Below are 23,995 nucleotides of genomic sequence, written 5' to 3'. Positions count from 1 at the left end.
TTATTAGTATTTTAATTAAGTTGACCGAAAGATTCTTGATAATAAAAGAATTCAAAAATCTGATTTGACATAACAGTTAGTTCCCTTTTGAAGTGCATAGTACTACCAAATTCGTTGAAAGTCTAAAAAACATGGATAGCGAACAGCATCGACGCTATCAAACCTCTATGGTATCAACTTATTACCCTGAAACTAATTTCCTTGACTCTGTTGTCATGCCAGATGGAACTGAGCAATCGCAAGGCTCGGATATCCTCACACGTTTACACAGTGGAGAAGTTTTCATTGTCAATAGTCGTAGACAAAATGGATTAATCCTCTTTAAACGCTACCATGCAGAGTTTGCTGGGCCTGGGGCTGCTGTAGGTGGGGATTACGATTGTGATTGCCAAAGGGCACTGCCCATAGGTAATTTTTCTTTATTAACTCCTGAATCTAATGAAGAACGCCAGAATGCTTACAAGATTAGGCGACAGTGGATTCGATTAATCAAACAAATTACAGAAAACCCAGTGCCTGGGCAGCGAGTTCAGAAAATTCTCGATCAATTTGAACAATACTTCCCACCAGAAATAGTGGCTCTTTTGCCAGATGTTGCTTTTGCTCTTTTAGTAGGTGTCTTACCACAAACAGTGGGAATAGTACGCCGTTTGGGCAGTGAGATGGACAGCCAATTTAATTACTGAGTAAATTGCTAAAATTCCAAATTTGCCAAAGCAGCTTGGACTCGATTAACAGTGCGCGCGTTTTCCTCTATCGTTCCTACAGTAATTCGCAATCCTCCGCTAATGTGTCGCACAAGAGTTCCGAGTGTTCTAAGTTTCTGGTGGAAGGTTTTTAATGCAGCCTCTTGTGAATTAAAGCCATTTGCTTTAAGACGTAGGTAAATAAAGTTAGCAGCGCTTGTGGTAATTTGTAGTTCTGGTTGCTGGGATAAAATTTCGATGAGTTTGGCTCGTTCACTCAGGGTTTGGCGAATTGACTCCAACAAAAGTGTACGGTTTTGTAAAGTAACTAATGCTGCTGCTAGGGAAAAGCTGGGCAGATTGTAAGGTAAGCGAACTTTTTCTAAAATAGCGATCGCTTCCGGATGACCGACGCAATAACCAACACGGAGAGCAGCCAATCGGAAGGCTTTAGAAAAAGTACGTAATATTACCCAATTGGGATGCTGTGCTAATTCACCTACTAGGGTAGTTTGGCTGAACTCAAAGTAAGCTTCATCAATTACTACCAAAATATGCTCACTCAGACTTTTTAACCATGTCAACTCTACCGTAGTTAAACTATTGGCAGTCGGTGAATTGGGGTGTACTACAAAAAATACACGAATGGGAGGATTTTGAGTTTGTTTGATCGCAGACTGGGCGGCGCTTATGTCAATTTCAAAATTTGTTTCATTTCTACCCACCGCCACTACAGGAATGCCCAAAGTTTGTGCCAAAATTCCGTACATAGAGAAAGTGGGATTGGCAATTAGAATTGAACCTTCTCCTCCTAGACAGGTGGCGATTAATAAAGAGCGGATTAGTTCATCTGAACCATTGCCCACAGAAATATTGGCAGCAGTATTGGATAGCGACAGACCGGCTGATTCATTGACGTATTCGGCGATCGCATCCTTAAGTGTTTCATGTCCACCATCAGGATAACGATTTGTTTCAATTACTTGCTGATACGTCCAGGCCAGCTTCTCTTTTAACTCCGGTGGTAAATCATAGGGGCTTTCATTTGTATCCAGTCGATCAAACTGTATGGGGACAGAATCGGCTGTATCGCTGCTGGGGTGGGCTTTGTACGCGGTAAATTGGGCTAAATCTGACCGGATGAAGGGAAGCATATCAATTTTGGATTTTAGATTTTAGATTTTGGATTTTAAATCAATACTGTTCACAAAAGACTTATTTTCCCCTAACCATCCTTGATAGTGAGTAAATATAGCCTCCTTGGATCTACGAGTTAAGTTGTACTTACTGAAAAATATTCGGTTAGGTCTGAGTTTAATATTTTACAACTTCAAGGTAACTGGCAAAAGAGGCGAATTGCCTGCCAAATTTCTTGCATAACATCAGTCAAGGCGTGGTCACTGGCGAGTTCGACTAACTCCACCCAAAGACGCAAACGCGCAAAGTCACGACTAGCTTCGATGGGAACGACTTCATCCTTTTTTCCATGCAAAATTAGAGTGGGGATAGGACGTTGTAAAAGCTCCTCTTGGTATTGGGCAGCATCTGTAACAAAATCGTAATTTAAGGGAAGCTTTCGCTCCTCCCCATAGTGGTAGACCATGATATATTTTTCTTGCTGCCAACGCTGTACTTCTTCATCACCTAGCTTGGGCAACCAATGAGATAAAAATCCAAAAGCTGGTGCTAGCAGCACAAGACGTTCTACTTGTAAATATTGCTGTCCCAAGTGGGCAGCGGTCAAACCACCTAAACTTGAGCTAATCAGCGTTACTGGCGTAGAATCATTGCTGAATTCTGCGGCAACTTGAGTGATCTGACGAGTGATTGTCAACTGCGAAAAATGGCCAGCATTCAAATCAGGAATTTTTAGCTTCGTGTGAATTTGGGCAAAGCGATCGCTGATATCCCGCGCTTTGGCAGAATTAGGACTCGAAGCAAAGCCGTGAAGATATATGTATTGCAAGACTGTAGATAATTAGAAGTGAGAAGAAGTTAGGAATTTTAAGTTTTAAGTTATGAGTTTCTTTCTTCAACTCATAACTCATAACTCATAACTCCTAACTCTTATTACCGCATTGTGACAAATTCTTCCGCTGCGGAGGGATGGATACCAACAGTGGCGTCAAAGTCTTTTTTAGTTGCGCCCATCTTCACAGCGATCGCCACACCTTGAATGATTTCAGCGGCATTTTCACCTACCATGTGAGCGCCTAGCACTTTGTCAGTGTTGCTATCAACCACCAACTTCATCATTATCTTCTCTTGTTTACCAGTTAAACTATGGTACATAGGGCGGAAGCGAGTGCGGTAAATTGTTACAGCATCACCGAGTTTTTCCCGTGCTTCGGCTTCTGTCCAGCCGACTGTAGCGGCTTCTGGGTTAGAAAATATTGCTGTGGGTACAGTTTCATGACTGAATTCTCGCCGATTGCTGCCAAATTCGCTATCTGCAAAGGCGCGACCTTCGCCAATGGCCACTGGAGTTAAATTAATTCGATCGGTGACATCGCCAACGGCAAATATATTCGCTTGACTAGTTTGACTATATTCATTGACTGCGATCGCACTTGTGGTAGGGTATCCAGGCCCTTCGATAGAACTAGCGACAACATCAACCCCAGCGTTTTTTAAACCTAGTCCATCTACATTAGGAATCCGACCGGTCGCTACTAAAAAGACATCGGCAATTACTGGTTGTTGATCATTCCCTGATAAAGTCAGTTTTAACCCTTCTGGTACACCTTCAACTGTTTTTACCACATTATTCTTAATCAGCCGAATTCCGTGGTTTGTCATCCCCTCTTCGATTTCTATGCGGACATCCTCATCAAACCCGTTCAAAATCTTTTCACCTCTGGTAATTTGTGTCACCTCAGAACCCAAACCTCGCATAATACAGGCAAATTCCGTGCCGATATAACCAGCACCAATAATAACGATGTGTTTTGGTTGTTCTTTGAGATGAAAGATTTCGTTAGAGGTAATCCCATATTCCATCCCTGCTAAATCTGGCTTGACAGGACGCCCACCAACAGCAATTAAAATTTTGTCTGCTGTAACTTTGCGTCCGTCAACTTCTACAGTGTGAGGGTCTACCAACGTGGCGCGACTAGGAATTAGTTGCACTCCCGCTTTTTCTAAAAAGCTTATATGTAGTTGCGACAGTCGTCGAACTTCCTTATCTATAGATGTAATGAAATATTCCCAGTCCAACTCAGCATTACCGACTTTCCAGCCATAGCCTGCGGCGTCACTGAACAGTGCAGGAAAATGAGAGCCATAGACCATGAGTTTTTTGGGAACGCAACCACGAATTACACAAGTCCCACCAACTAAATCATCTTCAGCGATCGCCACTTTTGCCCCGTAGCTAGCCGCCCGTTTGGAAGCCGCCAAACCTCCAGAACCCGCACCAATTACAAACAGGTCGTAATCAAAAGTCATAAATTTATGTTCTCTTTAGCAACAAGTTAGTTCCTGGGAACTAACACACAGAATGTGATTGAACTATATAAGGATATCCGGTGAACCCTGTATAAGTCCTGTCCTTGATTTAATCTAGCGTTAGCAGATGCTCTCTAGTCGTAGGGAATATCACTTTTTGCTTTGGTTGCTGTAGAGGTAGTAGTTAACAGTTGTTATAGGTTTTTCAGTAGTTTTAGGTATAAATAAATATTAAAAACTTCAGTATTTATTTTGTCTCTTTTTTCTCTCTGTATCTTCTACGCTTGGAGCGGTAGCCTACGGCAAACCGCTATGCGTGTAGTTTCACGTAGTTTCTGGAGGTTTCACTGGCGGATTTACTGGAGGTTGGACTGGAGGATTTACTGGAGGTTGGACTGGCGGATTTACTGGAGGCTCGACTGGAGGATTTACTGGAGGCTCGACTGGAGGATTTACTGGAGGCTCGACTGGAGGATTTACTGGAGGTTGGACTGGAGGTTGGACTGGTGGATTTACTGGAGGATTTACTGGGGGCTCGACTGGAGGATTTACTGGGGGCTCGACTGGAGGATTTACTGGAGGTTGAACTGGAGGATTTACTGGAGGTTGAACTGGCGGATTTACTGGAGGTTGAACTGGCGGATTTACTGGCGGATTTACTGGAGGTTGAACTGGAGGTTGAACTGGCGGATTTACTGGAGGTTGAACTGGAGGTTGAACTGGCGGATTTACTGGAGGTTGGATTGGTGTATTTACTTGCCTGATAGTGTGATTTTTTTCAGTACGCTGCTCAGTATTTGACAGAACTTGTCTTATGTCCTCGAAGGAATTTGATGGGGAATCATCTCCAATGGACTTTATTGGGGAATCGTTGGTAGAAGCAGTTGAAGGACTAGTAGTTAGCTCTATAAAAGATGGGTTTTCAACTACTCCCTTACCTGTAATAGGCGACTGTGCTTTCAAAGCCGCAGCAGTTTCAGCTTGAACGCTAGCGATCGCCTGATCAGCCGTAGGCGTAGGATTTTGCCTAGTTAAATTAAGTCCCCGAACCAGATCGCTCGTTTGATAAAAATTTCTCAGATCAAAATCGTATAAGCCTTGAAATTCGCCTTTAACTATAACCATCATCTGTCCTGCTTGCAGCACCTGAGTTTGAGAAGCTTCCTGATTAGAAACTTCAATGCCGCTATTTGTCAGCGCACCCACAATCGTGGTATCTGTTTGTTTGTCGTAGCGTACAAATAATGCTGAACCACGAATTGCTGCTGCTGCACTTGGCGTTTGTATACGTGTTTGCCCCCTACCAGGTGGGATAAGCAGCAACGCAGTCCCGTTTGACAGTCTAAAGCTACGAGTCTTTGGTAAAAATTGAAATATAGCCTGTTCGCCAACTCGTGCCAAAGAACCGTCGTTAAAGCGCAAGTCTGCTAGGGAAGCTCGACCAGTTGACAACCCATCCCCAGGAGTCATTGCATCTAATTTGCGTGCAGGACGCTTCTTCAGTCGATCTTTGGGTATCAGTAGTACCAAGTTACGGAGGTTTTGAATCTCCGCTCGCGTTAGAGGAGTTATGGCACTTACCCGATTTGGCAAAGGCAGTACTATAACTCCCCATAAACCAATTACTAACAATAGAAACGATTTATGAAACATAATTTGATAATTTATGAACTTCAACTAATAACAAAAAAGTTAAAAGTTTAAAAGGATGTTTGAAAAGTTACAAAGTATACTATAAACCCAACTACCATTCCCCTCTCTCCTTACGGGGGAGAGGCTTTTAAACCCCCTTACCGATGAAGAAATGAGGGCTAGGGGGTTAGGTTTGGGAGGGTTTGATGTTACCAAAAATACTTTTAAAACATCCTCTAAGCTGCTGCTAATTGTTATAAATTTTCCTATTTAAATTCTTTTGCATTTTAGCCTACATTTAATACATACATCAAATCGATAGCAAGTAAATTAGGTGTTTAGTTTATTTAAGTTTTTTTTTAAAACTGACATCTTATGCAATAAAATCTGTAGCAGATTTCAAAGTTAGTATTTGATATCAACAATTAAATCAGGAATACCTTACAGATAATCCTTTTTAATCAGATCAGCCACAGGATCATCAGTTATGTGGGAAAACGAGTTGTTAGGGATATGTTGTGAAATGATTCACTGACTGTATTTCACTAAAGTTGAGCAGAAATTAAATTAAAACATCTCAGTTTTGCAAAAAAATCTGGGAGAAAATCCGAAAAGCAGCAATTTCAGTTTGTAGTTTCAGTATATACCTACGATACGAAAAGAGATGCGCTCAATAGCTGTATCTTCTAAGTCGGAACTTCAGATACAGCTTATAGGTCTACATTCGCCAAACGCGATCAACGCGATCTAACCAGATGCAACTCAATAACTGGAAGAATTTGTTTTTTTGTATTTTGTTAGCTTCCAGTGGTGGAAGCTGGTGTTGCATTAGAGTAGATGCGGCAGAATCTGCAAATACAGATATTTGGCGTTCTAAAAATTTAGCAAAGACACAGGTAACTTATCAGCTATGTCAGAAGTTAGAGCAAGAGGTAACTAACTTTTTGTGCAAGCAGTCCAGTGAGTCGCAAAGTTCAGACTCGCAGATGCCGTTAAATGTGGCACAGCAAACACCAGCTACTACTCAAGCCCCACCAACTGTAACCGAAGAACCTGGAGATACTCAAAAGCAAAATTACCCGCCACAGTTAGAATCGCAGCCAAGTAATTTGCCTACATCTCCTCCAGACTCAAAAGAGCAACTGTTAAATGCACCTCAAATAAATCAGTCCCAAAGGCTACAGAGGCTAATACAACTGCTGCGATCGCCAAAACAGCCACCTGAGTCTGAAAGCGATCGCGAATTGGGGTTGTGGGTGCGGTTACGACCCCTAGAACAACAGCCACTCCCACCGACAAAACAATCCGTACCTAAGTTTAAACCCATAGGCTATCTACAAGGCGGTGTAGGTTATTTCCAGACGAGCAATATTTTTTCCTCAAATGATAGTCCCATAGAAGATGGTTTAATTATTTCTGGACTGACGCTAGCCTCTGCATATTTCCCTTTGGGTTCTAAGACTTATTTAAACGGCTCAATTGATGGCAATCTCATTCGTTATATCAATCAGTCACAATATAATTACAACCAGGTGAGATTTAATCTCAGTATTTACCAGCAGTTCTCACGGCGAATGTACGGAGAAGTCAGTTACAGCAATCAACAGTTATTTTATGCCAATAACAGCCATAGCCTTGATAGCTTCAAAGCAGGCGATCGCTTTTTAAATGAGAATTCCCTGGAACTATCTTTGGGACGGCGAGATCCCTTAACTCCAAAATTAACGCTAGATAGCTTTTACGAGTTGAGTGTAAATTTTGCTGATCCCCTAAGTCGTGATCGGATAATCAATTCCTTTTGGATTTCTCTGAACTACTACTTGCAAAAGCCTCTCCGGGTTGGTATTGACTACCAAGCGAGCTTTTCGGACTTTACACAGCGCGATCGAGAAGACCAATTTCATCGGTTATTTGGGCACTTAAATTATCGAATATCTGATACCACTAATATGAATGTGGAAGCTGGAGTTAGTTTAGGTAGTTCAACCGCCGAAAACATTGATTTTGATGGCTGGTTCTTCAGTATTAATTACGATTTGCAATTAGGTCGATTTTGATCAGAGTTAGGAGAGACGCGGTTAATCGCGTCTGTACAGGAGGTAGGAGTTAGGAGTTTAGATTTTTTATTCAGTCTAAGAGGATGTTTGTCAAGTCTCAATTAATACTAACCCTGGCAACTTATAATCGCACGCCAGTTGCTCATGGGGAGCCAGTGCGCTGGCTTGGATATACATACAAAACCCACTTGCAAAAGTATAGAAACCCTTGATTTTTTCTTAGTCCACGGAGGTGGACAATGTAGTGTAGTAGCGACTATAAGTCGCTTTTTAAACTTCTCACTCGTAACACCTAACTATAAATAAGAAATCCAATCACTCCAGCTACCAGCATAAAGTTTACCCTTGCTAATGCCAGCTAATTCTAAAGAAAGTAAATTCACACAAGCAGTAACACCAGAACCGCAATATACCAAGATTTCTTCGGCTGTTGCCAGCTTTTCCCACCGACGGCGTTGTTCTGGTTGAGGAATTATGTAATTGGAAGAGTCTGTAACTTCGTGCCAGGGATAGTTAACTGCACCAGGGATATGTCCAGCAATTTTATCAATTGACTCTTGTTCTCCTCGGTAGCGATCGCTTTCTCTTGAATCTACCAATACTACCTCGTGGCTGTCTTTGCGGTTTCTCACCGCTGTAATATCTACCACCTTTTCTGTTTGTACTTGAGCTACAAACGTACCCATCTGGGTGTGAGGAACGACATTTGTAACAGGATATCCAGCTTTTTGCCATCCAGCAAAGCCTCCATCCAGCACCGCGACTTGCTCATGTCCGAGATAGCGCAATAGCCACCATAGACGAGCCGCAAAGGCAAAGCGCGAATCATCATAAGCTACAACTAAACTTTTTTGGTAATTTATCCCAATTGCAGCAAATTTGTTAGCTATATCATTGGGGTTAGGTAAAGGATGTCTCCCGCCATGCTTACCTACTGGACTGGAAAGATCCTGATTCAAATCTAGGTAATATGACCCTTGTATATGACTTGTCTGGTACTGTTGTTGTCCTAGTTGTGGATCAGCTAGAGAAAAGCGACAATCCACAATAACGACTTGCGGATCTTCTAGATGTTCAAACAGCCAAATAGGTGAAACAATAAATTGAGGATTGGGCATAGGGCACTTGTATTGAGCGGCGTCGTAAAGCCTGCGGCATAGCTACGCTTAGGGCGCAGCCTCTCCAAGAGTTGTATTGGTCATTATTCAATTTTTTTGTAAGATGTCAAACTTAGATAATTTTACACCTAAGTTAACAGCAGATGGTTCTTTCACCTTTGTCTCTCAAGAGTTTGGTGAATCCTTTCACAGCCATAATGGAGCTAGGCAGGAGAGTTTTTTCAAGTTTGTAGAACCGACTCAACTGGCTACAGCCGCTCAAAAACCAGTCTTGCGACTGTTGGATGTTTGTTATGGTCTAGGATATAACACAGCTGCTGCTTTGCAGACAATTTGGGCAGTGAATCCCAGTTGTTGTGTTGAAGTAATCGGCTTAGAACTCAATCCAGCAGTGCCACAAGCTGCGATCGTTCATCACTTGTTCGACAATTGGAACTGTAACTATATTGAAATTTTGAAAGAGCTAGCTTTTGAGCATCAAGTGCAAACACCTTGCCTGAAAGCGAAGCTCCTAATTGGCGATGCTAGAACTACGATAACGCTAGTACGTCAGTCGGGTTTCTGGGCAGATGCAATTTTCCTTGATCCCTTTTCACCACCACAGTGTCCTCAATTATGGACTGTTGAATTTATAAAACAGCTGTCGTTGTGTTTACATCCAGATGGTTTATTAGCCACCTATTCTTGTTCTGCTGCTGTACGCACAGCACTTTTATCTGCTGGTTTGGTGGTAGGTTCTACTCCACCCGTGGGAAGGCGATCGCCTGGTACTGTGGCAGCTCACTCTCTAAGTATTGATTCTAAAAATAATTCAATATTTAACACTCGATACGGGCTAAACTATAGCTATCCGCTAACAGCACTTACTACCCTGTCACAAGCTGAAAAAGAACACTTGCTAACCCGTGCTGCCATTGCTTATCGCGATCCTCAATTGAGTGATCCAACCGAAGTCATAGTGAAACGGCGACAACAAGAGCAACAAGCCTCTTCACTCGAACCTACCTCCCGCTGGCGAAAAAGGTGGCTATTGGGAACACAAAGCAGGGATTTTATGGGGCCTAGTTTCTAGTTAGGGAGCGATATCTACGACGGGCGTAGCTGCGGCAACTCCAGACCTCATCCTCAGTCCTTAATTCCAGACAAATTATCTATATTTTCCAATAATTCTGATTTCCTTTCCAGATACTCACGCAACGAGTTTTTCCGAGCCAAATAAATTAAAGTTGTGATAGTATCTAATTTTACATACTGATTTAAGAGTATTTGAGTGTTGTTAGAACTGAGTAACTATAAACATATATGCTTAATGTTACTATCAAGGCTTCCAACTCAAAACCCGATATCTTGATATAAAGCAAGCAATTACAATGCTTTCTGGCGTTACCATGTTGAAAAATCCCCGTAAAAAACCTGATAAGCTTATCTAAAAAAGACCTTATGCTTGAAGATAGCGAAGCGGTGTATTCTTGGATAAAAGCTGATGTTAATTGTGGTGATGATTTATCGGTCTCTAGAAGCCTACAAGCCAAAGGTTCTAAAGTGAATGGGTTTGATTTAGATCCGCCAAAGGTTTTAGTCGTTGACGATCATGCCGCCAGTCGGATGACTGCTGTTGCCCTTTTGGGGATGGAAGGATACGAAGTAATTGAGGCAGACAGTGGTTACATTGTTGTAGGATTGGTAACTCAAAAACAACCAGATTTAATTTTGCTGGATGTGATGATGCCAGGAATGGATGGATTTGAAGTGTGCCAATTGCTTAAACAGGATGAGCAGACCAGGCTAATTCCAGTGATTTTTATTACAGCGTTAAATGACAGGCGATCGCGCATTCGGGGAATTGAAGTTGGGGCAGATGATTTTCTCACCAAACCCTTTGATCGTGTGGAACTAGCGGCGCGTGTAAAGTCTTTGGTGCGGCAAAAGCGTCTGAACGAAGATTTGGACCATGCTGAACAAGTACTATTTTCCATTGCCATGTCGATTGAAAGTCGCGATCCCAATACAGGCGACCATTGTGAACGCTTGGTGAAATTGGGACAAGTTTTTGGTGAATACCTCAATCTCTCACGCTACCAAATTCGAGATTTGATGTGGGCTGGTTATCTCCACGATATCGGCAAGGTGGGTATTCCCGATGCAGTGCTGCTGAAAAAAGACAAACTCACCCTTGAAGATTGGCAGATCATGCAGCAGCACGTTTTGATTGGGGAAAAAATCTGCCAGCCACTACGCAGTATGCGGGGTGTAATTCCGATTATTCGTCATCACCACGAACGCTGGAATGGCTCAGGCTACTGTGATGGACTCAAGGGAAATGATATTCCCTACTTGGCGCAAGTATTTCAGTTAATTGATATTTACGATGCTTTGACCAGCAAACGACCTTACAAAAGAGCTTTTACTTCAGCAGAAGCACTTTCAGTGATGCAAGAAGAAGCTGATTCCGGTTGGCGTAATCCCAAACTAATGCAGCAGTTTGCCGAATTTATTAGCTCTGGTCATGAAAAAGAGTAGAGAGTAGGGAGTAAGGGATAATGATTTGTAGCTGCTGTAATGAGCGCGAATTGGTCTTATAATCTCCGCCTTCTACGAAAGTAGTTCTTTTGACTCCTTTTATATTTTACTCTTCTATGATTTGCTGGTATGATTTGAGGCTAAATCTTAAAGTACCAACAGGATTAATCATAATTTCACTGATAGCTGATAGCTAATTATGGTAGTTGTAGCAGTTCTAGCGGCGGGACGCGGCACACGGATGAAATCACGCTTACCTAAGGTTTTACATTCTTTGGGTGGGCGATCGCTAGTTGAGAGAGTTCTCGAAAGTGTAGAACCACTTTCGCCCTCACGGCGAATCGTGATTGTGGGGTATCAGTCCGAGGAAGTGCAAGCCGCCATGCATTCAATTAAGAGCTTGGAGTTTGTCGAACAGAGTGTGCAACTGGGAACAGGTCATGCCATCCAGCAATTACTTCCTCACTTGGAAGACTACACTGGGGATTTGCTGATACTTAACGGCGATTTACCGTTGATACGCAGCGAAACCCTCAAGCAGATGTTACAAACTCACACCCGAAATCAAAACGCCGCGACTATTCTCACATCGCACCTACTCGACCCCACGGGCTACGGGCGAGTTTTTTGTAACGATGAAAATATTGTCCAGCAAATGGTCGAACACAAGGATTGTACTGCTGCTCAAAGACAAAATCAGCGGATTAACGCTGGAGTTTACTGCTTCGGCTGGCAAGATTTGGCAAAGGTGCTGCCCCATCTACAGACAAACAATGCCCAAAAAGAATACTATCTCACTGATGCTGTGACTCAGGTCGGACAAGTGATGGCAGTGGACGTGGAAGATTACCAAGAAATTCTTGGCATTAATGATCGCCTGCAGCTGGCAACAGCATCTGAAATTTTGCAAAAACGAGTCAAGGAAAAATGGATGCTGGCGGGTGTCACCCTCATCGACCCCACAAGCATCACCATTGATGAAACAGTAGAATTACAGACAGATGTAATTATTGAACCACAAACTCACCTACGGGGAAATACGGTGATTAAAACAGGAAGTCACATTGGACCGGGAAGTTTAATTAAAAATAGTCAGTTGAGTGAAAATGTCACGGTGCAATATTCAGTAGTAACAGATAGCACCGTACAGGCAGGAAGCCGAATTGGCCCCTATGCTCATTTGCGCGGTCAGGTACAAGTGGGTGCTGGTTGCCGGGTGGGGAATTTTGTGGAATTGAAAAATACGCAATTAGGCGATCGCACGAATGCAGCACATTTGTCGTATATAGGTGATAGCGTTGTCGGTAATCAAGTGAATATTGGTGCTGGTACAATTACTGCCAATTATGATGGCGTAAAGAAACACCGTACCAAAATAGGCGATCGCACGAAAACGGGTTCTAATAGCGTTTTAGTGGCTCCACTCACCTTGGGAGATGATGTCTACGTCGCAGCTGGTTCTACAGTTACAGAAGATGTGCCTGATGATTCTCTAGTGATTGCCCGTAGTCGTCAGGTTGTGAAACCAGCTTGGCGAAGGAAAAGTGTTGAAAATGAAACCACAGATCAGCATAAATAATTCATCGGTGTTAATCGCAGTTTATCTGTGGTTTTAGACAATAAACCAGGATTTTTGCAAGATGTCTAATCTAGCTAGATTAGTAGTTAAGCCAAAATCTCAACACATAAGATGGAAGAACTGTTAGAACTTAGGCAATTTCTAGAACAAGGCAAAATCCATGAGGCGCTGCTGTTGGTGAATGAGTTAGAAGAAATGAGCCTGAGTGACAAAACAAAAAAATTGATAGTTATCAGGACTTACGCAAGAACTCTCTGAAACTCTTATTCCTTTGTGTCCTTTGCGTCCTTTGCGGTTCGTTTTATGATGATTTTGCGTAAGTCCTGGTTATGATGTGATTTTTCTGATCTATTTAATTAAACAAAAGGCTGAAAAACGTTCTACTTGCTCTTGGGATGTTTCGATAGAAAATACGTTGCGTGAAATCAACAAAATAAACAAACGCCGCAAATCCGGTGGTTTTTACTTGAATCAAGCAAAATTAATCGATATTCTGCAACAAGGATATCAAGTGGCACTGAAAAGAGCGGCGATAGAAGCTTTTGTTCGCGTAGCGTTCCGCAGCAAAGGGCGTTATAAAGCTCAAGAATTAGCCGCAATGGTTGACTGGCAAACTTTAGCCAAAGCGCTAAAACTGATTCAACAATAGCCGATCAGTTCGTTGTCAGTCCATTCCAAAGTATCGCCAATTTTTTCGCCGTCGTGGTAGGCGGCGAGTAAGATTTCGCAGGTTTTCCCCCAAGCGATCGCTCCACTGACATCTAAGGCGATCGCTCCCAAATCCCGCTTGTTCTGGTGGGCTTCCCCAAAGGATCGCTGCATGGCCTCCTTCAGGGACATACCATCAGTAACACGCACTACAATCCGTGGGGCTAAACACTCATCGATAATATCTTCGCCAATCCCAGTACAGCTAACACCAGCATTCTTAGTAGCATAATTTCCTGCTGGCATCGCAGAATCACTTACCCTTCCAATCCGCTCAAAACCTTTACCACCTGTAGAAGTGCCAGCAGCTAGCCTACCATAGGCATCTAAAGCTACCACGCCGATGGTACCGCGTCCAGCATTGCTGGTTTCTAAAATTTCCGGTTCTGCTACCACGTTAGCCATTGTGCTTTTAAAATTATTTTGGCGCTCTTGTATCCACTCTTGTAACCGCAAATCAGTTAAAGCGTTATAGCTGGGAAGTTGCATTTCCCGGGCCAACTCAGCCGATCCGAAATCTGATAGCACTCGGTCTGGAGAGTTTTGTAAAAATTGTGCCAACTCAATCGGATTTTTCACTCGCGAGATATTAATCACACCACTAAACCGCCCTGATGCCCCATCCATCAGCGAAGCACTCATGCGGATTTGCCCATCAGATTGCAGTACTGAACCAGTACCAGCATTAAAGCGGGGGTTGTCTTCGAGCATTTGGCAACCCTGCACCACCGCCTCAGAGGCAGTTGCTCCTGACAATAGCAGAGAATAGACGAATTCTATTACTGTATGGAGCGATCGGCGCACCGCCTCCAATCCTTCTTTACCGTGGAGAGAACTACCAGCCCCGCCATGAATAATTAATTTAGGTTGCACCTGTAACTCCATTAATCCTTTGCGCTATTTGCGTCTGTGTTGCGGTTAGTTTCATTTTGAGCTTGAGAACGGCGACGACGACAACGTTCTGAGCAGTATTTCACATCGTCCCAGCAATCTTGCCACTTTTTACGCCATGTGAAAGGACGTTGACATACCGGACAGATTTTTGTCGGTAGGTCAGATTTAGAACGAACATGTCCCATATAAATACTGTGTAGATGATAATTTAATTTCTGAGTGAGATGGAAAATAATTATAACTAGTTTGCTACGAAGGCAGGATACTTCCGGCGAACAAATGTGTTGTCAATCTATCTTTGGATTTATTTTTTAGCTAATTGTCTGGGAATACAAAACTATGGGCAGATGGTTCAACTCTTAAATAAGTCTGTAAATTTTTCCAGAGAGGGGCTTTGGTAGCATTGTCAAACAAAAAGAGAAACACTGAAGCGCTCTGTCAATGGCTCCTGCTTCAAAACATATAAGAAAATATCAAGAAGTGAGACTGGAAGTAGATAGGCACGAATAAACCTAACTATGCAACTAAATATAAATTATCTGAAATCATTGCGATCGCAACTCTTAGAGACCAAGGTGTAGCTTGCTTCTCGGTAGGAGTACGTCTCATTCGCAATCACATACTTATATGTAATAGAAAAGTACTATGCGGACTTACTAAATAGCGACTGGTGGAATAATCTAACTGAAATACCTAAATTTACGTAGTACATACATTGTATAAGTCTTAAAACTTTAAACTAGAAAAGTGAGCAACTTTTGGTCTGTTAAGTGACTAGTACCGCAAAGCAGAAGCCAAAAGTCAAAAAAAGACGGCGTAAACGTTTCGGTGATTTGAAATGGGTTGTTTATTTCCGCAACGCTGTACTATTAGGAGCCAATAAGCTGTGAGGCACTTCGGTAATAACCGCAGTCTTTTTTGAAATATGAATCAAGTTGCTATCAACTTGCTATTTTCACGTAAATATATACATACAATAGAAGATACAAAACACCTCAAGGAGGGCAATTATGAAAATAAATGCTCGGAGTATCACCTCTTTTATACCAATTAAAGGCTGGGTACGCATAGAGAAACTAGTGCAAAATATGGCATTTTTTCCGATCAAGCGATCGCTATATTGGACTAGAGCTACTCGTTTTTTTCGTGCCTTAATGGCAACTGTTGCTATTTTGCTCGTAGTTCTAATCTATGCAACCCCTAAAGCTTTGGCTTCAGACCACCAGGACACAACCTTTCTTGCCACTAAGCTCACTGCTGCGGATCTCACAGATTTGTTTGTGTTTGAAAGTCCCGCAGACCCCAACAATGTTGTCCTTGTAATGGATTTCGACCCTCTGATTGTTTCTGGTGAAATGAGACCATTCGATCCAAATGTTCTTTATCAGTTCAATATTGATAACACTGGTGACAGTATTGAAGATATCGTACTTCAATTCAAAATAAATGGCACAGGCTCAAACCAAACTGTCACAGTCAGCCGCCCAACTTCTCCAATCAATGTAGGAACAACGTCAGCTTTACTTCCAGTAAGTAGGACAGTGCCACTCAACCAAACATTCTCCTTCAACGGCATTAACCCCACAAAGTTCTTTGTTGGCACACGGAAAGACCCGTTCTTTTTTGATTTGGAACAGTTCTTCAAAATCATCCCGGATCGGAACTATAGCCTTCAGCCTAATCCCAGTCCTCCCTTCCAAGTTCTTTCCTTTAGACCATCTGGACAAGCACAAGACACCCTAGCCCCATTCAATGTCCACTCAATTATTGTCGAGCTACCCAGGCAAGAGCTTGGTAATGGCAAGATTGGTGTTTGGATAACAACTAGTGTTGAAACTCCTAGATTCAGAAATCAGAATTTTGCTCAGATTGAGCGGTTAGCAGTTCCAGCCCTGAATGAACTTTTTATGGACTTTCAAGCTCATAATAATAGTAATATTCAGACACCAACCCAAGACGCTAGCAATCAATCCCAATTCATTCGAGCCTTTGTGAATGCGATTGGTAGACCTCAAGGCATAGCTGATGCAGTGATCTCAGTGGCGATTCCTGATGTTATCCAAGCTGACCTTTCCAAACCTAACGGTAGTTATTTTGGTACTCAGTTAGGCAACAATTTTGGTGGTAGAAGACCAAAAGATGACGTAATCGATGTCACAGCATCTGTTGTCTTTGGTAATGCAGTTACAGGGATTACTACAGGCGAAATTCCGGGGCTGACTAGCGATAATGTTGGGCCTAATGATGCCAACTTTCTTCCTACCTTCCCTTATTTAGGTAATCCTTTGTAAGGTTTATGCATCTACGAATACTATGGGTGTTAGCGCTAACTAGCCTACTGGTTTTACTAAGACCCTCTGATACACAAGCGCTAAGTTTAGGCTACACCAATGGTAAGTTAGGCACATACTCCTCTCTTGTGCAACTGCTGACTGTTAATTCCAGGCAGATATTACCAGTTCAGCAGTCAGATTTAGTCTTCCCCGATTATTTACAGCGATCGCATATTATCAGCGTCTATGAGGAGAAAGTTGCTCAATCTCCCAATTCCTCAATATTTTTACGTCTATTGGCTGATCAATATTTGAGGCGCTTTCGAGAAATGGCAGATATAGACGATGTGTTACGAGCAGAACAAGCGGCACGTAGATCCCTGGCACTACAGCCGCGCCATAATCAGGTTTCCTCCATGCTCCTAGCATCAGCTTTACTATCTCAACACCAGTTTCGGTCAGCTTTAGAAGTATTAAATAATTCATCTATTGATAATCCCAATATTGTCTCACTGAGGGCATCGATTCAGATGGAGTTGGGCGACTATGAAGCAGCTCATCAATTATTGCAGAACCTTCCTGAGAAAGAATCAAACTTTGGTCAGAACGCAGTTGTCGCCCGTTACTTAGAGTTAACTGGCAATCAAGCATCGGCACGGCAACTGTTAAATGAAGCTATGCAGGAAATGGATTCTTTCTACACGATGAGCGCAGAAACTCGTGCTTGGTTTCATGTGCGGACTGGGGATCTTGCTTTTGCAGCCGGGGATTTAGCCCTGTCTGAGCAGCGATATCGGGAAGCTCTTGACCTCTTCCCACGGCATATAGCTGCGTTTACAGGATTAGCCCGCCTCTATGCGGCCCAGCATCGCTGGCAAGATGCTCTGAATGCAGCAAACCAGGGTATAGAACTGATGCCACAGGTGGAAACGCTCTCGTATAAGGCTGATGCTCAACTAGCTCTTCTCGACCAAAAAGGTGCAACTGAAACTGAAGATTTGATCGGGGTAGTGGCTTACCTGAGCAAGGTTAAAGGAATCTATGATCGCGCTCTGGCTGTCTACTACACCGAACACGGAATTCATTTAACAGAGGCACTAGAGATTGCCCGTAGTGAAGTAGCAGTGCGAGACGATGTATATGCAGAGGATACTTTGGCTTGGGCAGCTGCGGCTAATGGGCAATGGCAAGAAGCCCAACGGGCAGCCCAACGGGCAACTCGCTTGGGGACAGAGGATGCCTTGCTGCAATTCCATGCTGGCATGATTGCGCTTCACTTAAATAACCGTGAGTCAGCAATAAAGCGACTAACTCAAGCTGTTAGCCTCAATCCTCAATTTCATCACAAGTATGCTGATCAAGCTCGTCAAGTCTTGGCAAACTTAACGCGTTCTGTCTCTCAAAATAACCTCTCCCACTCCTAACGCTATAGGGAGTTCTTTATGAAAAAGCTGCTGTATTGCTTGGCTTGGAGTACTGCAATTATCGCAATATGTTTTTTTTGGATGCCGAGGGCAAATGCCCATCCTTTAGGCAATTTCACCATCAATCACTACGCAGGAGTGCAGGTAGCAACCGATGGTGTAGGGATTGATTATGTTCTAGACATGGCAGAAATTCCTACTTTTCAAGAAATTAATCAGTTAGATACCAATCACAACCGCAAAGCTGAACCTCTAGAGACGGTTCAATACCCTGACCAAAAATGCCAGGAAGTCAACTCACATCTGGAACTGTTGATCAATAAACAGGCTCTAGCACTTTCTTTGATCAAATCAACAGTCGAATTTCCTCCAGGTGTAGGAGGATTATCTACACTGCGGCTGAGTTGTAACTTTCATGGGACAACGGAGTTAGTAGGTGCGAATCAGTTAATATTTGAAGATCAGTTTTATCCACAGCGCTTGGGCTGGCGTGAGATTACTGTGGTTGCAGATGGCGTTCCTATTCAAGGTGATTTCACCTCTTTGAGTATTACCAACCGCTTGAGAGATTACCCCACGAATTTACTAAGCAGTCCTCTCGACCAGCGTCGCATTGAGTTTAAACTCGATCCGTCTGTGACATCTAGTCAACAAGCGCCTCCACCGGAAGTTAAATCATCCAGCCGCTTAGATAATGCTTTGACAGGAAGAAGCAACGATGTCTTTACTAGCCTGATTACTCAGGAAAATCATAATTTCTTGACTATTCTAATAGCTTTAGCGATCGCCTTTTTATGGGGTGGTTTACACGCTCTGTCCCCTGGTCATGGGAAAACGATAGTCGGTGCTTATTTGGTGGGTTCCCGTAGTAATGCCCAACATGCCCTATTTCTGGGGCTAATTATAACGATTACCCATACTGCTGGCATATTTGCTCTAGGACTGGTTACTCTTGGCACATCCCAGTTTATTTTGACAGAGCAATTGTACCCTTGGTTAAGCGTCTTCTCCGGGGTACTGGTAACTGTAATTGGTCTGAATTTGTTTATAAGTCGATTGCAAAGGACTCAGGTATCTCATTCACATGACCATGTACATAGTCATCAACACAGCCACGACTTGCATCATCACCAGACGCTCGATGACTCGCTACCGCTTCGCTATCACCATGTACACGATCAGCATTCGCATCTACCGCCTGACGGTGATCTAACTTCTATGAACTGGTCTAGCCTCCTAGCGCTGGGAATATCGGGCGGCTTGTTACCTTGTCCTTCAGCCTTAGTAGTGTTGCTGAGTGCGATCGCGCTGGGACGAATTGGCTTTGGATTAGCGCTGGTATCTGCCTTTAGCTTAGGTCTAGCAGCAGTATTAACTGGAATCGGGTTAATGCTGGTCTACGCCAAGGATCGGTTTGAGGATTTCCCATTCCAGATTCCAAAAATAAAAATGTTACCAGTCGCAAGCGCCTTATGTATCACCCTAATTGGCTTAGGCATTACTTCCCAGGCTTTGCTAGCTCATCCCTGGAACTAGATGAAAGTGCAGAATACATTTGCACTCAGTTTTGTCAAATAACCCTGAACAACTAGATGTCAGAAAATCTTATTTCGAGGAAAATATGAAACGATTTATCTTCATCTCTTTAATAACTGCTTTGTGCATAATCGGCTACTTTGAAATTAGCTTGTCACAGGCTGAAAAACTTTTTTGGCTCAATTTGAGTCTTTGAAATCCTGATCACGAAATCATTTTGCACTTCGCACTGCAAATTTTCGCTGATTAGTACATTTGTCGGGACGTATTGCAATACGCCCTGACGTTCGCGGAGCGTCCCGCAGGGATGGGATATTTTTTAAATTTAAGTTCTGCAAAATGGATGGTTTGCGTTTCTCGCCATACCATAAAGAGGGCAATTTGATACCTAATTCAGAGGGTTATACTCTGAGAGTAGATGATCTAAAAGCTTACCTTCGTAATGATTTAAATATGAAGCTGATGTTCCTAATTCCTGTAATTTATGGTAAACAAAATCACGTTCAAATGTTTCGATACGTTCTTCTAAGTCACCATAAAGTTCCTGAAAGGTGAACTCAGTTGCTAAAGCTAAGGTAATTTGTTCTCGGTCTTTACCAAGTGACCGACCGTTGAATTGATAATCACCTTGAGAATGCTGGGATAGTAGCCCAAGAGCGATCGCTAAAAGCAAGGTTTGATAAGCTAGTTTTAATTCCCTACCAGAACCAATTTCCTCTGGGATTAAATCAGGAATATTCTCGTCTGGCACGATTTGTTCGCTCTGAGTCCGTTCATAGCAGTCTCGATAAAATTCAATTTGACTGAGAAAATAAGCCGGAAAGCCCAACGAACGGGTCAAAATAGACAACCGCTGCTCATCTTCAGCTACCAACGCGGTTAAAGTGCGACTAAATCGACTGTAAAACGCAAACATTTGTTCTTTATCTTTTTCTCCCACCCAAAGGGTAATCTCTCGTTGAGAAGTTGGGTTTAAGTTAGTATCAATATCCTGAATTCGCAGCAACAAGTTAGCGTTATTATAAAGTTGATTCAAACGCAAATTGGCAGTGTTTACAGCAATTAAATCTGATTGTTTTAATACTTCCCCAATAGACAAATTGCTCAATTGCTCGAACTGCTGGCGAGTAAAGGGGATAAGTTGGTTTTTAAATGCTTCAGCAGGAATTTTCCACGACTGAGAGCGGCTAATTTGTTCTTGAGTAAATGTCTCAATTGTTAGTGTAGTAAGGAAACTTTGGTAATAAGCATCAATATCCGCATCGGTAAGAACTGTGAGTCTAATTTCCGAGAACTTCGTCGTAGCTTGATCGCGTTGAGTAACCAAATCATTGTATATCTCAGATAAGTCAGTAAGAGTTTGCCGTAAAGTCTCAGCCCTTTGTTTAGCTGTTTTAATCAGAGAATTCAATGCCTCGACGCGGAGATTTTGGGCGTATAAATCATACTCCAACTTTAATTGTTCATTATAGTTGCGACGTAATTCTACGATGGTTGCTTTAACAGTGCTTTCTAGTCGTTGAATTTGTTTCTGAGCCTTCTGAATGCGATCGCGAATATTAGTGCTGTATTTGAGCCAAACTATCCCTAAGTAAGTCAAAATTGTTACCGCAGTCCAAAGTAGATAAGTAACTAAGTTAGCCCAAAAATTTTGCAATAACAGCCATAGTGCTGATTGACTGAAAATTCCCGTCAGAATCAGCAAGCCTAATAAAGCAGTAGCAAGAAAAATAGGATAAATGACTAGATACTGAGAGCGAAATTTGTTTTCTTCTGCTAGCAGTTCACTTAGTTGATCTGTGGCTGTTTCAAGTTGATTTTCAGTGAGAGTTAGGTGATTTTGAGATGAAACGATCGCAGCTGCGGCTTGTTCACGAGCGTAAGCGATCGCCATAAAACGAATTTGTCGAGCTTGTTCGATTTCTGCATTTAACGCTTGACGATACTCAGCAATTGCGGTTTCTAGCTGTTTCTGAGTCGTTTGTAGCTCTTGCAGTTGTTCTTCAGACTTTCTTTCAGCTAAAATATCTTGTAATTGTTGCTGCCGCAATTTGAAGGACACAACTTGGTTGAGTAGCTTTTGAGTGGCTTCTTGATCAATTGTTACCTGCAATCTTGAGTCAAGAAATGCTTCAGCCGCACGCAATTCTGTAACCAGATTCTGGGATTGATCGCCAATGGCATCCGTTTGCAATTCCAAATACAAAAAGGTCAATATGTTTAATAGCCTAGCTGCTTCATGCAAGCCTCTAGGTGTAGCATCAGCATAGCGATTAATGGTGCGGTCTAAGAAGGCGGTTAGTGTTGCCTGTAATTGTTTACAACAATTTTCCAGTGTGCGTTTATAGGAAAGTAGCTCTTTATTTTCAAATTGCCGATAAGCACGCTGCAATTCCATCCCATATTCCAGAGCCTGTCCAGCACGCATCTCAAGGCGCGGATTAAAATCTTGCCAAACTGGTTTGCCGTTGTCTCGTTCTAATCCGAGAAAAGCATTACTGAAATCTTCGCTGAGGACAAATCCTTTGGCATCTAACAGGCATTTGCGAATTGCCTCTGGAGTGAATTCTGCCTTCGGTAAAAACTGCTCCATCACAATATCGGCAGCTAAAGCAGCACTCAAACGGTTGATAGTTATTTCTCCTGGAAAAATAGTTCTCCATAACCAAATGCACTATATGCAGGTATTTTCTCCCGTACTTTTTGTGCGCCAATTAATAAGCCGCTGGTTTCCGGTTCCACGGTGAGAAAACCTGCCAAAGCATCAGCATAGCTGGGCAAATTATCCCTCAGTCCCCCAATTTGCTCGTCCATCAGCCAGCAGTTATCAAAAGGCGGTACTTTTTGAGCGCCTGCAATCACAACTCCAGTGGTCATTTTGTAATCTAACTCTTTCAGGAGGGTGTAAGCAGCGCCGTAATCAGCAGTTGTGGCTTGGGTAAATAACCCTGGCAGTAGCAATAACGCTTCTAAGCTGTAAGGAATATCTGTAAAGTACTTAGAAAATAGCCAACGAATCAAGCGTACTATGTCAAAAACTACTGCCCTAGCAAATTGATTGCTGACTGACAACATGACATATATTCGATGGTTATTGCTGATTTCCACTCCTTGGCGTTTCGCAGCGATCGCTTCTTTTGATTGACTAGCCGTTTTCAATAATTCAATCAGTGCAGTTTGCAGTTCGCCAGTCGCTTCGCTGAACTGGGTACGGATTTTGGAGACATAAGCTTGCTTACTATGAGTTTGAGCCAGATCAAAACTCATGTCAGCAAACTGATCTAACTCGTTACTAAAGCTAAAAGTTTGACCGTCCCAAGTTAAGGTATAAGTTTGAATTAAACAGCTTTGGGTAGCTGGAAATTCTTGCAGTTGCCGTTTCATGGCTGCACAAAAAGCGGCACTGTGAGGATCGAGTGCAAGTAAAATAGTTGGTTTTGGCATGGGGACACTCTCTGAGTGCAAACTATGGGGCTAAATAATTACATCTAAATCTTCCAGGTAGGCTTCAATTTCCTGGATTTCCATTTCTACCTGTTCTTGAATCTGGGAATCAACCCTGCCTCCCTTTAAAACCTGATTGAGGTGATTGATGTAGTTTTGCAAAGTAAGTTTGGCTTTGTCTTGGTCTTCATGGGTAATAAGCTCAACTTTGTGAGCAATTTCCTTGACTAGAGGCAAGTTACGCTTGAAAGCTTGAAATGCTGACTTGCGATCGCTTCCCAAAGGCAAAACTCCACCCTCTAATCTTTTCGCTTGTTCTGTAGAAACGAAATATTTCCTACCCTGATTGACAATCAATTTATATCGTTCGGGTGCCAGCGCTAAAGCAAACCAACGCAACGCCCCACCGTCGTCTTCTGGAGGAATTAAATTGGCTAAGTTTGTCCAATTACGATGCAGGTGCTTGAAGACTTTATTCGGATCTAGGTAAGCTAGCTCCATATCCTTCATTCCGTTGAAGGCGAATAAGGGGACACCGACTTCCACTCGAAACAGCATCACCTTATGAGGTTCGCCTGTCGGTACGAAAGAAGGATTATTATTTCCTTTAGGCAAGCGACTGGAAAGAGGCGGATTGCTAAAAACTGTGTTGTTACTTTCTACTCCGTAGTAATAAA

General features: G+C 42.7%; 18 protein-coding genes and 2 pseudogenes. 10 read left to right on the top strand and 10 right to left on the bottom strand.

Going from position 1 to position 23,995, the window contains the following annotated elements; genetic code table 11:
• Window positions 1–131 precede the first annotated feature (131 nt).
• The gene (locus V7K21_RS02355; protein ID WP_335171215.1) at window positions 132–686 is read left to right on the top strand and encodes a hypothetical protein; all 555 of its coding nucleotides are present in this window, start codon (window positions 132–134) and stop codon (window positions 684–686) included.
• 8 nt (window positions 687–694) lie between these two features.
• Here the strand turns inward: V7K21_RS02355 and V7K21_RS02350 are convergent, their stop codons facing one another.
• The 4 genes from V7K21_RS02350 to V7K21_RS02335 all read right to left on the bottom strand — a co-directional run bounded on the left by V7K21_RS02350 (window position 695) and on the right by V7K21_RS02335 (window position 5,786).
• A complete protein-coding gene (locus V7K21_RS02350; RefSeq protein WP_335171214.1) occupies window positions 695–1,840 on the bottom strand; it encodes a histidinol-phosphate transaminase in 1,146 nt (381 codons plus the stop codon).
• 176 nt (window positions 1,841–2,016) lie between these two features.
• On the bottom strand, window positions 2,017–2,652 hold the full coding sequence (locus V7K21_RS02345) for a YqiA/YcfP family alpha/beta fold hydrolase (protein ID WP_335171213.1): 636 nt from the start codon (window positions 2,650–2,652) through the stop codon (window positions 2,017–2,019).
• A gap of 104 nt (window positions 2,653–2,756) precedes the next feature.
• Entirely contained in the window at window positions 2,757–4,133 is a 1,377-nt protein-coding gene (gene gor / locus V7K21_RS02340; RefSeq protein ID WP_335171212.1) for a glutathione-disulfide reductase, read from the bottom strand.
• 324 nt (window positions 4,134–4,457) lie between these two features.
• The gene (locus tag V7K21_RS02335) at window positions 4,458–5,786 is read right to left on the bottom strand and encodes a FecR family protein (protein ID WP_335171211.1); all 1,329 of its coding nucleotides are present in this window, start codon (window positions 5,784–5,786) and stop codon (window positions 4,458–4,460) included.
• A 734-nt stretch (window positions 5,787–6,520) separates the two neighbouring features.
• On the opposite strand from V7K21_RS02335, the gene V7K21_RS02330 reads away from it, so the two are divergent.
• Window positions 6,521–7,822 (top strand): hypothetical protein, encoded by a 1,302-nt coding sequence (locus V7K21_RS02330; RefSeq protein WP_335171210.1) that lies wholly within the window; start codon window positions 6,521–6,523, stop codon window positions 7,820–7,822.
• A 296-nt stretch (window positions 7,823–8,118) separates the two neighbouring features.
• Here V7K21_RS02330 and V7K21_RS02325 read toward each other — a convergent pair whose 3' ends face one another.
• On the bottom strand, window positions 8,119–8,940 hold the full coding sequence (locus V7K21_RS02325) for a sulfurtransferase (RefSeq protein ID WP_335171209.1): 822 nt from the start codon (window positions 8,938–8,940) through the stop codon (window positions 8,119–8,121).
• 103 nt (window positions 8,941–9,043) lie between these two features.
• On the opposite strand from V7K21_RS02325, the gene V7K21_RS02320 reads away from it, so the two are divergent.
• The 5 genes and pseudogenes from V7K21_RS02320 (at window position 9,044) to V7K21_RS02300 (ending at window position 13,688) form a co-directional block, all read left to right on the top strand.
• A complete protein-coding gene (locus V7K21_RS02320) occupies window positions 9,044–10,012 on the top strand; it encodes a tRNA (5-methylaminomethyl-2-thiouridine)(34)-methyltransferase MnmD (RefSeq protein WP_335171208.1) in 969 nt (322 codons plus the stop codon).
• A gap of 368 nt (window positions 10,013–10,380) precedes the next feature.
• Complete coding sequence (locus V7K21_RS02315) at window positions 10,381–11,460, top strand: response regulator (protein ID WP_442948842.1); 1,080 nt, start codon at window positions 10,381–10,383, stop codon at window positions 11,458–11,460.
• Between the two features lie 199 nt (window positions 11,461–11,659).
• Complete coding sequence (gene glmU / locus V7K21_RS02310; protein ID WP_335171207.1) at window positions 11,660–13,039, top strand: bifunctional UDP-N-acetylglucosamine diphosphorylase/glucosamine-1-phosphate N-acetyltransferase GlmU; 1,380 nt, start codon at window positions 11,660–11,662, stop codon at window positions 13,037–13,039.
• 111 nt (window positions 13,040–13,150) lie between these two features.
• Window positions 13,151–13,272 (top strand): annotated as a pseudogene (locus V7K21_RS02305) (DUF29 family protein); the annotation flags it as partial.
• A pseudogene (locus V7K21_RS02300) lies at window positions 13,262–13,688 on the top strand (DUF29 family protein). The pseudogenes V7K21_RS02305 and V7K21_RS02300, both read left to right, overlap by 11 nt.
• Here the strand turns inward: V7K21_RS02300 and V7K21_RS02295 are convergent.
• Together V7K21_RS02295 and V7K21_RS02290 are read right to left on the bottom strand one after the other, a co-directional pair.
• Window positions 13,679–14,632, bottom strand: a complete 954-nt coding sequence (locus V7K21_RS02295; protein ID WP_335171205.1) for an isoaspartyl peptidase/L-asparaginase — start codon at window positions 14,630–14,632, stop codon at window positions 13,679–13,681. The pseudogene V7K21_RS02300 and the gene V7K21_RS02295 overlap by 10 nt on opposite strands.
• Window positions 14,632–14,826 (bottom strand): DUF2256 domain-containing protein, encoded by a 195-nt coding sequence (locus tag V7K21_RS02290; protein WP_335171204.1) that lies wholly within the window; start codon window positions 14,824–14,826, stop codon window positions 14,632–14,634. Before V7K21_RS02290 ends, V7K21_RS02295 begins: the two co-directional genes overlap by 1 nt.
• An 825-nt stretch (window positions 14,827–15,651) precedes the next feature.
• On the opposite strand from V7K21_RS02290, the gene V7K21_RS02285 reads away from it, so the two are divergent.
• The 3 genes from V7K21_RS02285 to V7K21_RS02275 are packed head-to-tail and all read left to right on the top strand — an operon-like array spanning window position 15,652 to window position 19,874.
• Window positions 15,652–16,932: a DUF4331 domain-containing protein gene (locus V7K21_RS02285; RefSeq protein ID WP_335171203.1), complete on the top strand. Its 1,281-nt coding sequence runs from the start codon at window positions 15,652–15,654 to the stop codon at window positions 16,930–16,932.
• 5 nt (window positions 16,933–16,937) lie between these two features.
• Entirely contained in the window at window positions 16,938–18,338 is a 1,401-nt protein-coding gene (locus V7K21_RS02280) for a tetratricopeptide repeat protein (RefSeq protein ID WP_335171202.1), read from the top strand.
• 18 nt (window positions 18,339–18,356) lie between these two features.
• Complete coding sequence (locus tag V7K21_RS02275; protein WP_335171201.1) at window positions 18,357–19,874, top strand: nickel/cobalt transporter; 1,518 nt, start codon at window positions 18,357–18,359, stop codon at window positions 19,872–19,874.
• A gap of 388 nt (window positions 19,875–20,262) precedes the next feature.
• Here V7K21_RS02275 and V7K21_RS02270 read toward each other — a convergent pair whose 3' ends face one another.
• From V7K21_RS02270 to V7K21_RS02260, 3 genes are read right to left on the bottom strand one after another with little or no spacing between them, the layout of a single operon-like run.
• Window positions 20,263–22,497: a hypothetical protein gene (locus V7K21_RS02270; protein ID WP_335171200.1), complete on the bottom strand. Its 2,235-nt coding sequence runs from the start codon at window positions 22,495–22,497 to the stop codon at window positions 20,263–20,265.
• Between the two features lie 11 nt (window positions 22,498–22,508).
• Window positions 22,509–23,318 (bottom strand): hypothetical protein, encoded by an 810-nt coding sequence (locus V7K21_RS02265; protein WP_335171199.1) that lies wholly within the window; start codon window positions 23,316–23,318, stop codon window positions 22,509–22,511.
• 30 nt (window positions 23,319–23,348) lie between these two features.
• Window positions 23,349–23,933, bottom strand: a complete 585-nt coding sequence (locus tag V7K21_RS02260; RefSeq protein ID WP_335171198.1) for a hypothetical protein — start codon at window positions 23,931–23,933, stop codon at window positions 23,349–23,351.
• Window positions 23,934–23,995: the final 62 nt, after the last annotated feature.

Source organism: Nostoc sp., from assembly GCF_036919595.1.
Taxonomy (GTDB): Bacteria; Cyanobacteriota; Cyanobacteriia; order Cyanobacteriales; family Nostocaceae; genus Nostoc.
The sequence above is the reverse complement of the archived record's forward strand: the minus strand, read 5'-3'. Positions and strand labels throughout refer to the sequence as shown.

Coding starts and splice junctions, on each gene's coding strand:
- V7K21_RS02325 (WP_335171209.1), bottom strand. CDS start 8,940: ATGCCCAATCCTCAATTTATTGTTTCACCTATTTGGCTGTTTGAACAT.
- gor (WP_335171212.1), bottom strand. CDS start 4,133: ATGACTTTTGATTACGACCTGTTTGTAATTGGTGCGGGTTCTGGAGGT.
- V7K21_RS02295 (WP_335171205.1), bottom strand. CDS start 14,632: ATGGAGTTACAGGTGCAACCTAAATTAATTATTCATGGCGGGGCTGGT.
- glmU (WP_335171207.1), top strand. CDS start 11,660: ATGGTAGTTGTAGCAGTTCTAGCGGCGGGACGCGGCACACGGATGAAA.
- V7K21_RS02320 (WP_335171208.1), top strand. CDS start 9,044: ATGTCAAACTTAGATAATTTTACACCTAAGTTAACAGCAGATGGTTCT.
- V7K21_RS02315 (WP_442948842.1), top strand. CDS start 10,381: ATGCTTGAAGATAGCGAAGCGGTGTATTCTTGGATAAAAGCTGATGTT.
- V7K21_RS02280 (WP_335171202.1), top strand. CDS start 16,938: ATGCATCTACGAATACTATGGGTGTTAGCGCTAACTAGCCTACTGGTT.
- V7K21_RS02265 (WP_335171199.1), bottom strand. CDS start 23,318: ATGCCAAAACCAACTATTTTACTTGCACTCGATCCTCACAGTGCCGCT.
- V7K21_RS02350 (WP_335171214.1), bottom strand. CDS start 1,840: ATGCTTCCCTTCATCCGGTCAGATTTAGCCCAATTTACCGCGTACAAA.
- V7K21_RS02290 (WP_335171204.1), bottom strand. CDS start 14,826: ATGGGACATGTTCGTTCTAAATCTGACCTACCGACAAAAATCTGTCCG.
- V7K21_RS02335 (WP_335171211.1), bottom strand. CDS start 5,786: ATGTTTCATAAATCGTTTCTATTGTTAGTAATTGGTTTATGGGGAGTT.
- V7K21_RS02355 (WP_335171215.1), top strand. CDS start 132: ATGGATAGCGAACAGCATCGACGCTATCAAACCTCTATGGTATCAACT.
- V7K21_RS02285 (WP_335171203.1), top strand. CDS start 15,652: ATGAAAATAAATGCTCGGAGTATCACCTCTTTTATACCAATTAAAGGC.
- V7K21_RS02330 (WP_335171210.1), top strand. CDS start 6,521: ATGCAACTCAATAACTGGAAGAATTTGTTTTTTTGTATTTTGTTAGCT.
- V7K21_RS02275 (WP_335171201.1), top strand. CDS start 18,357: ATGAAAAAGCTGCTGTATTGCTTGGCTTGGAGTACTGCAATTATCGCA.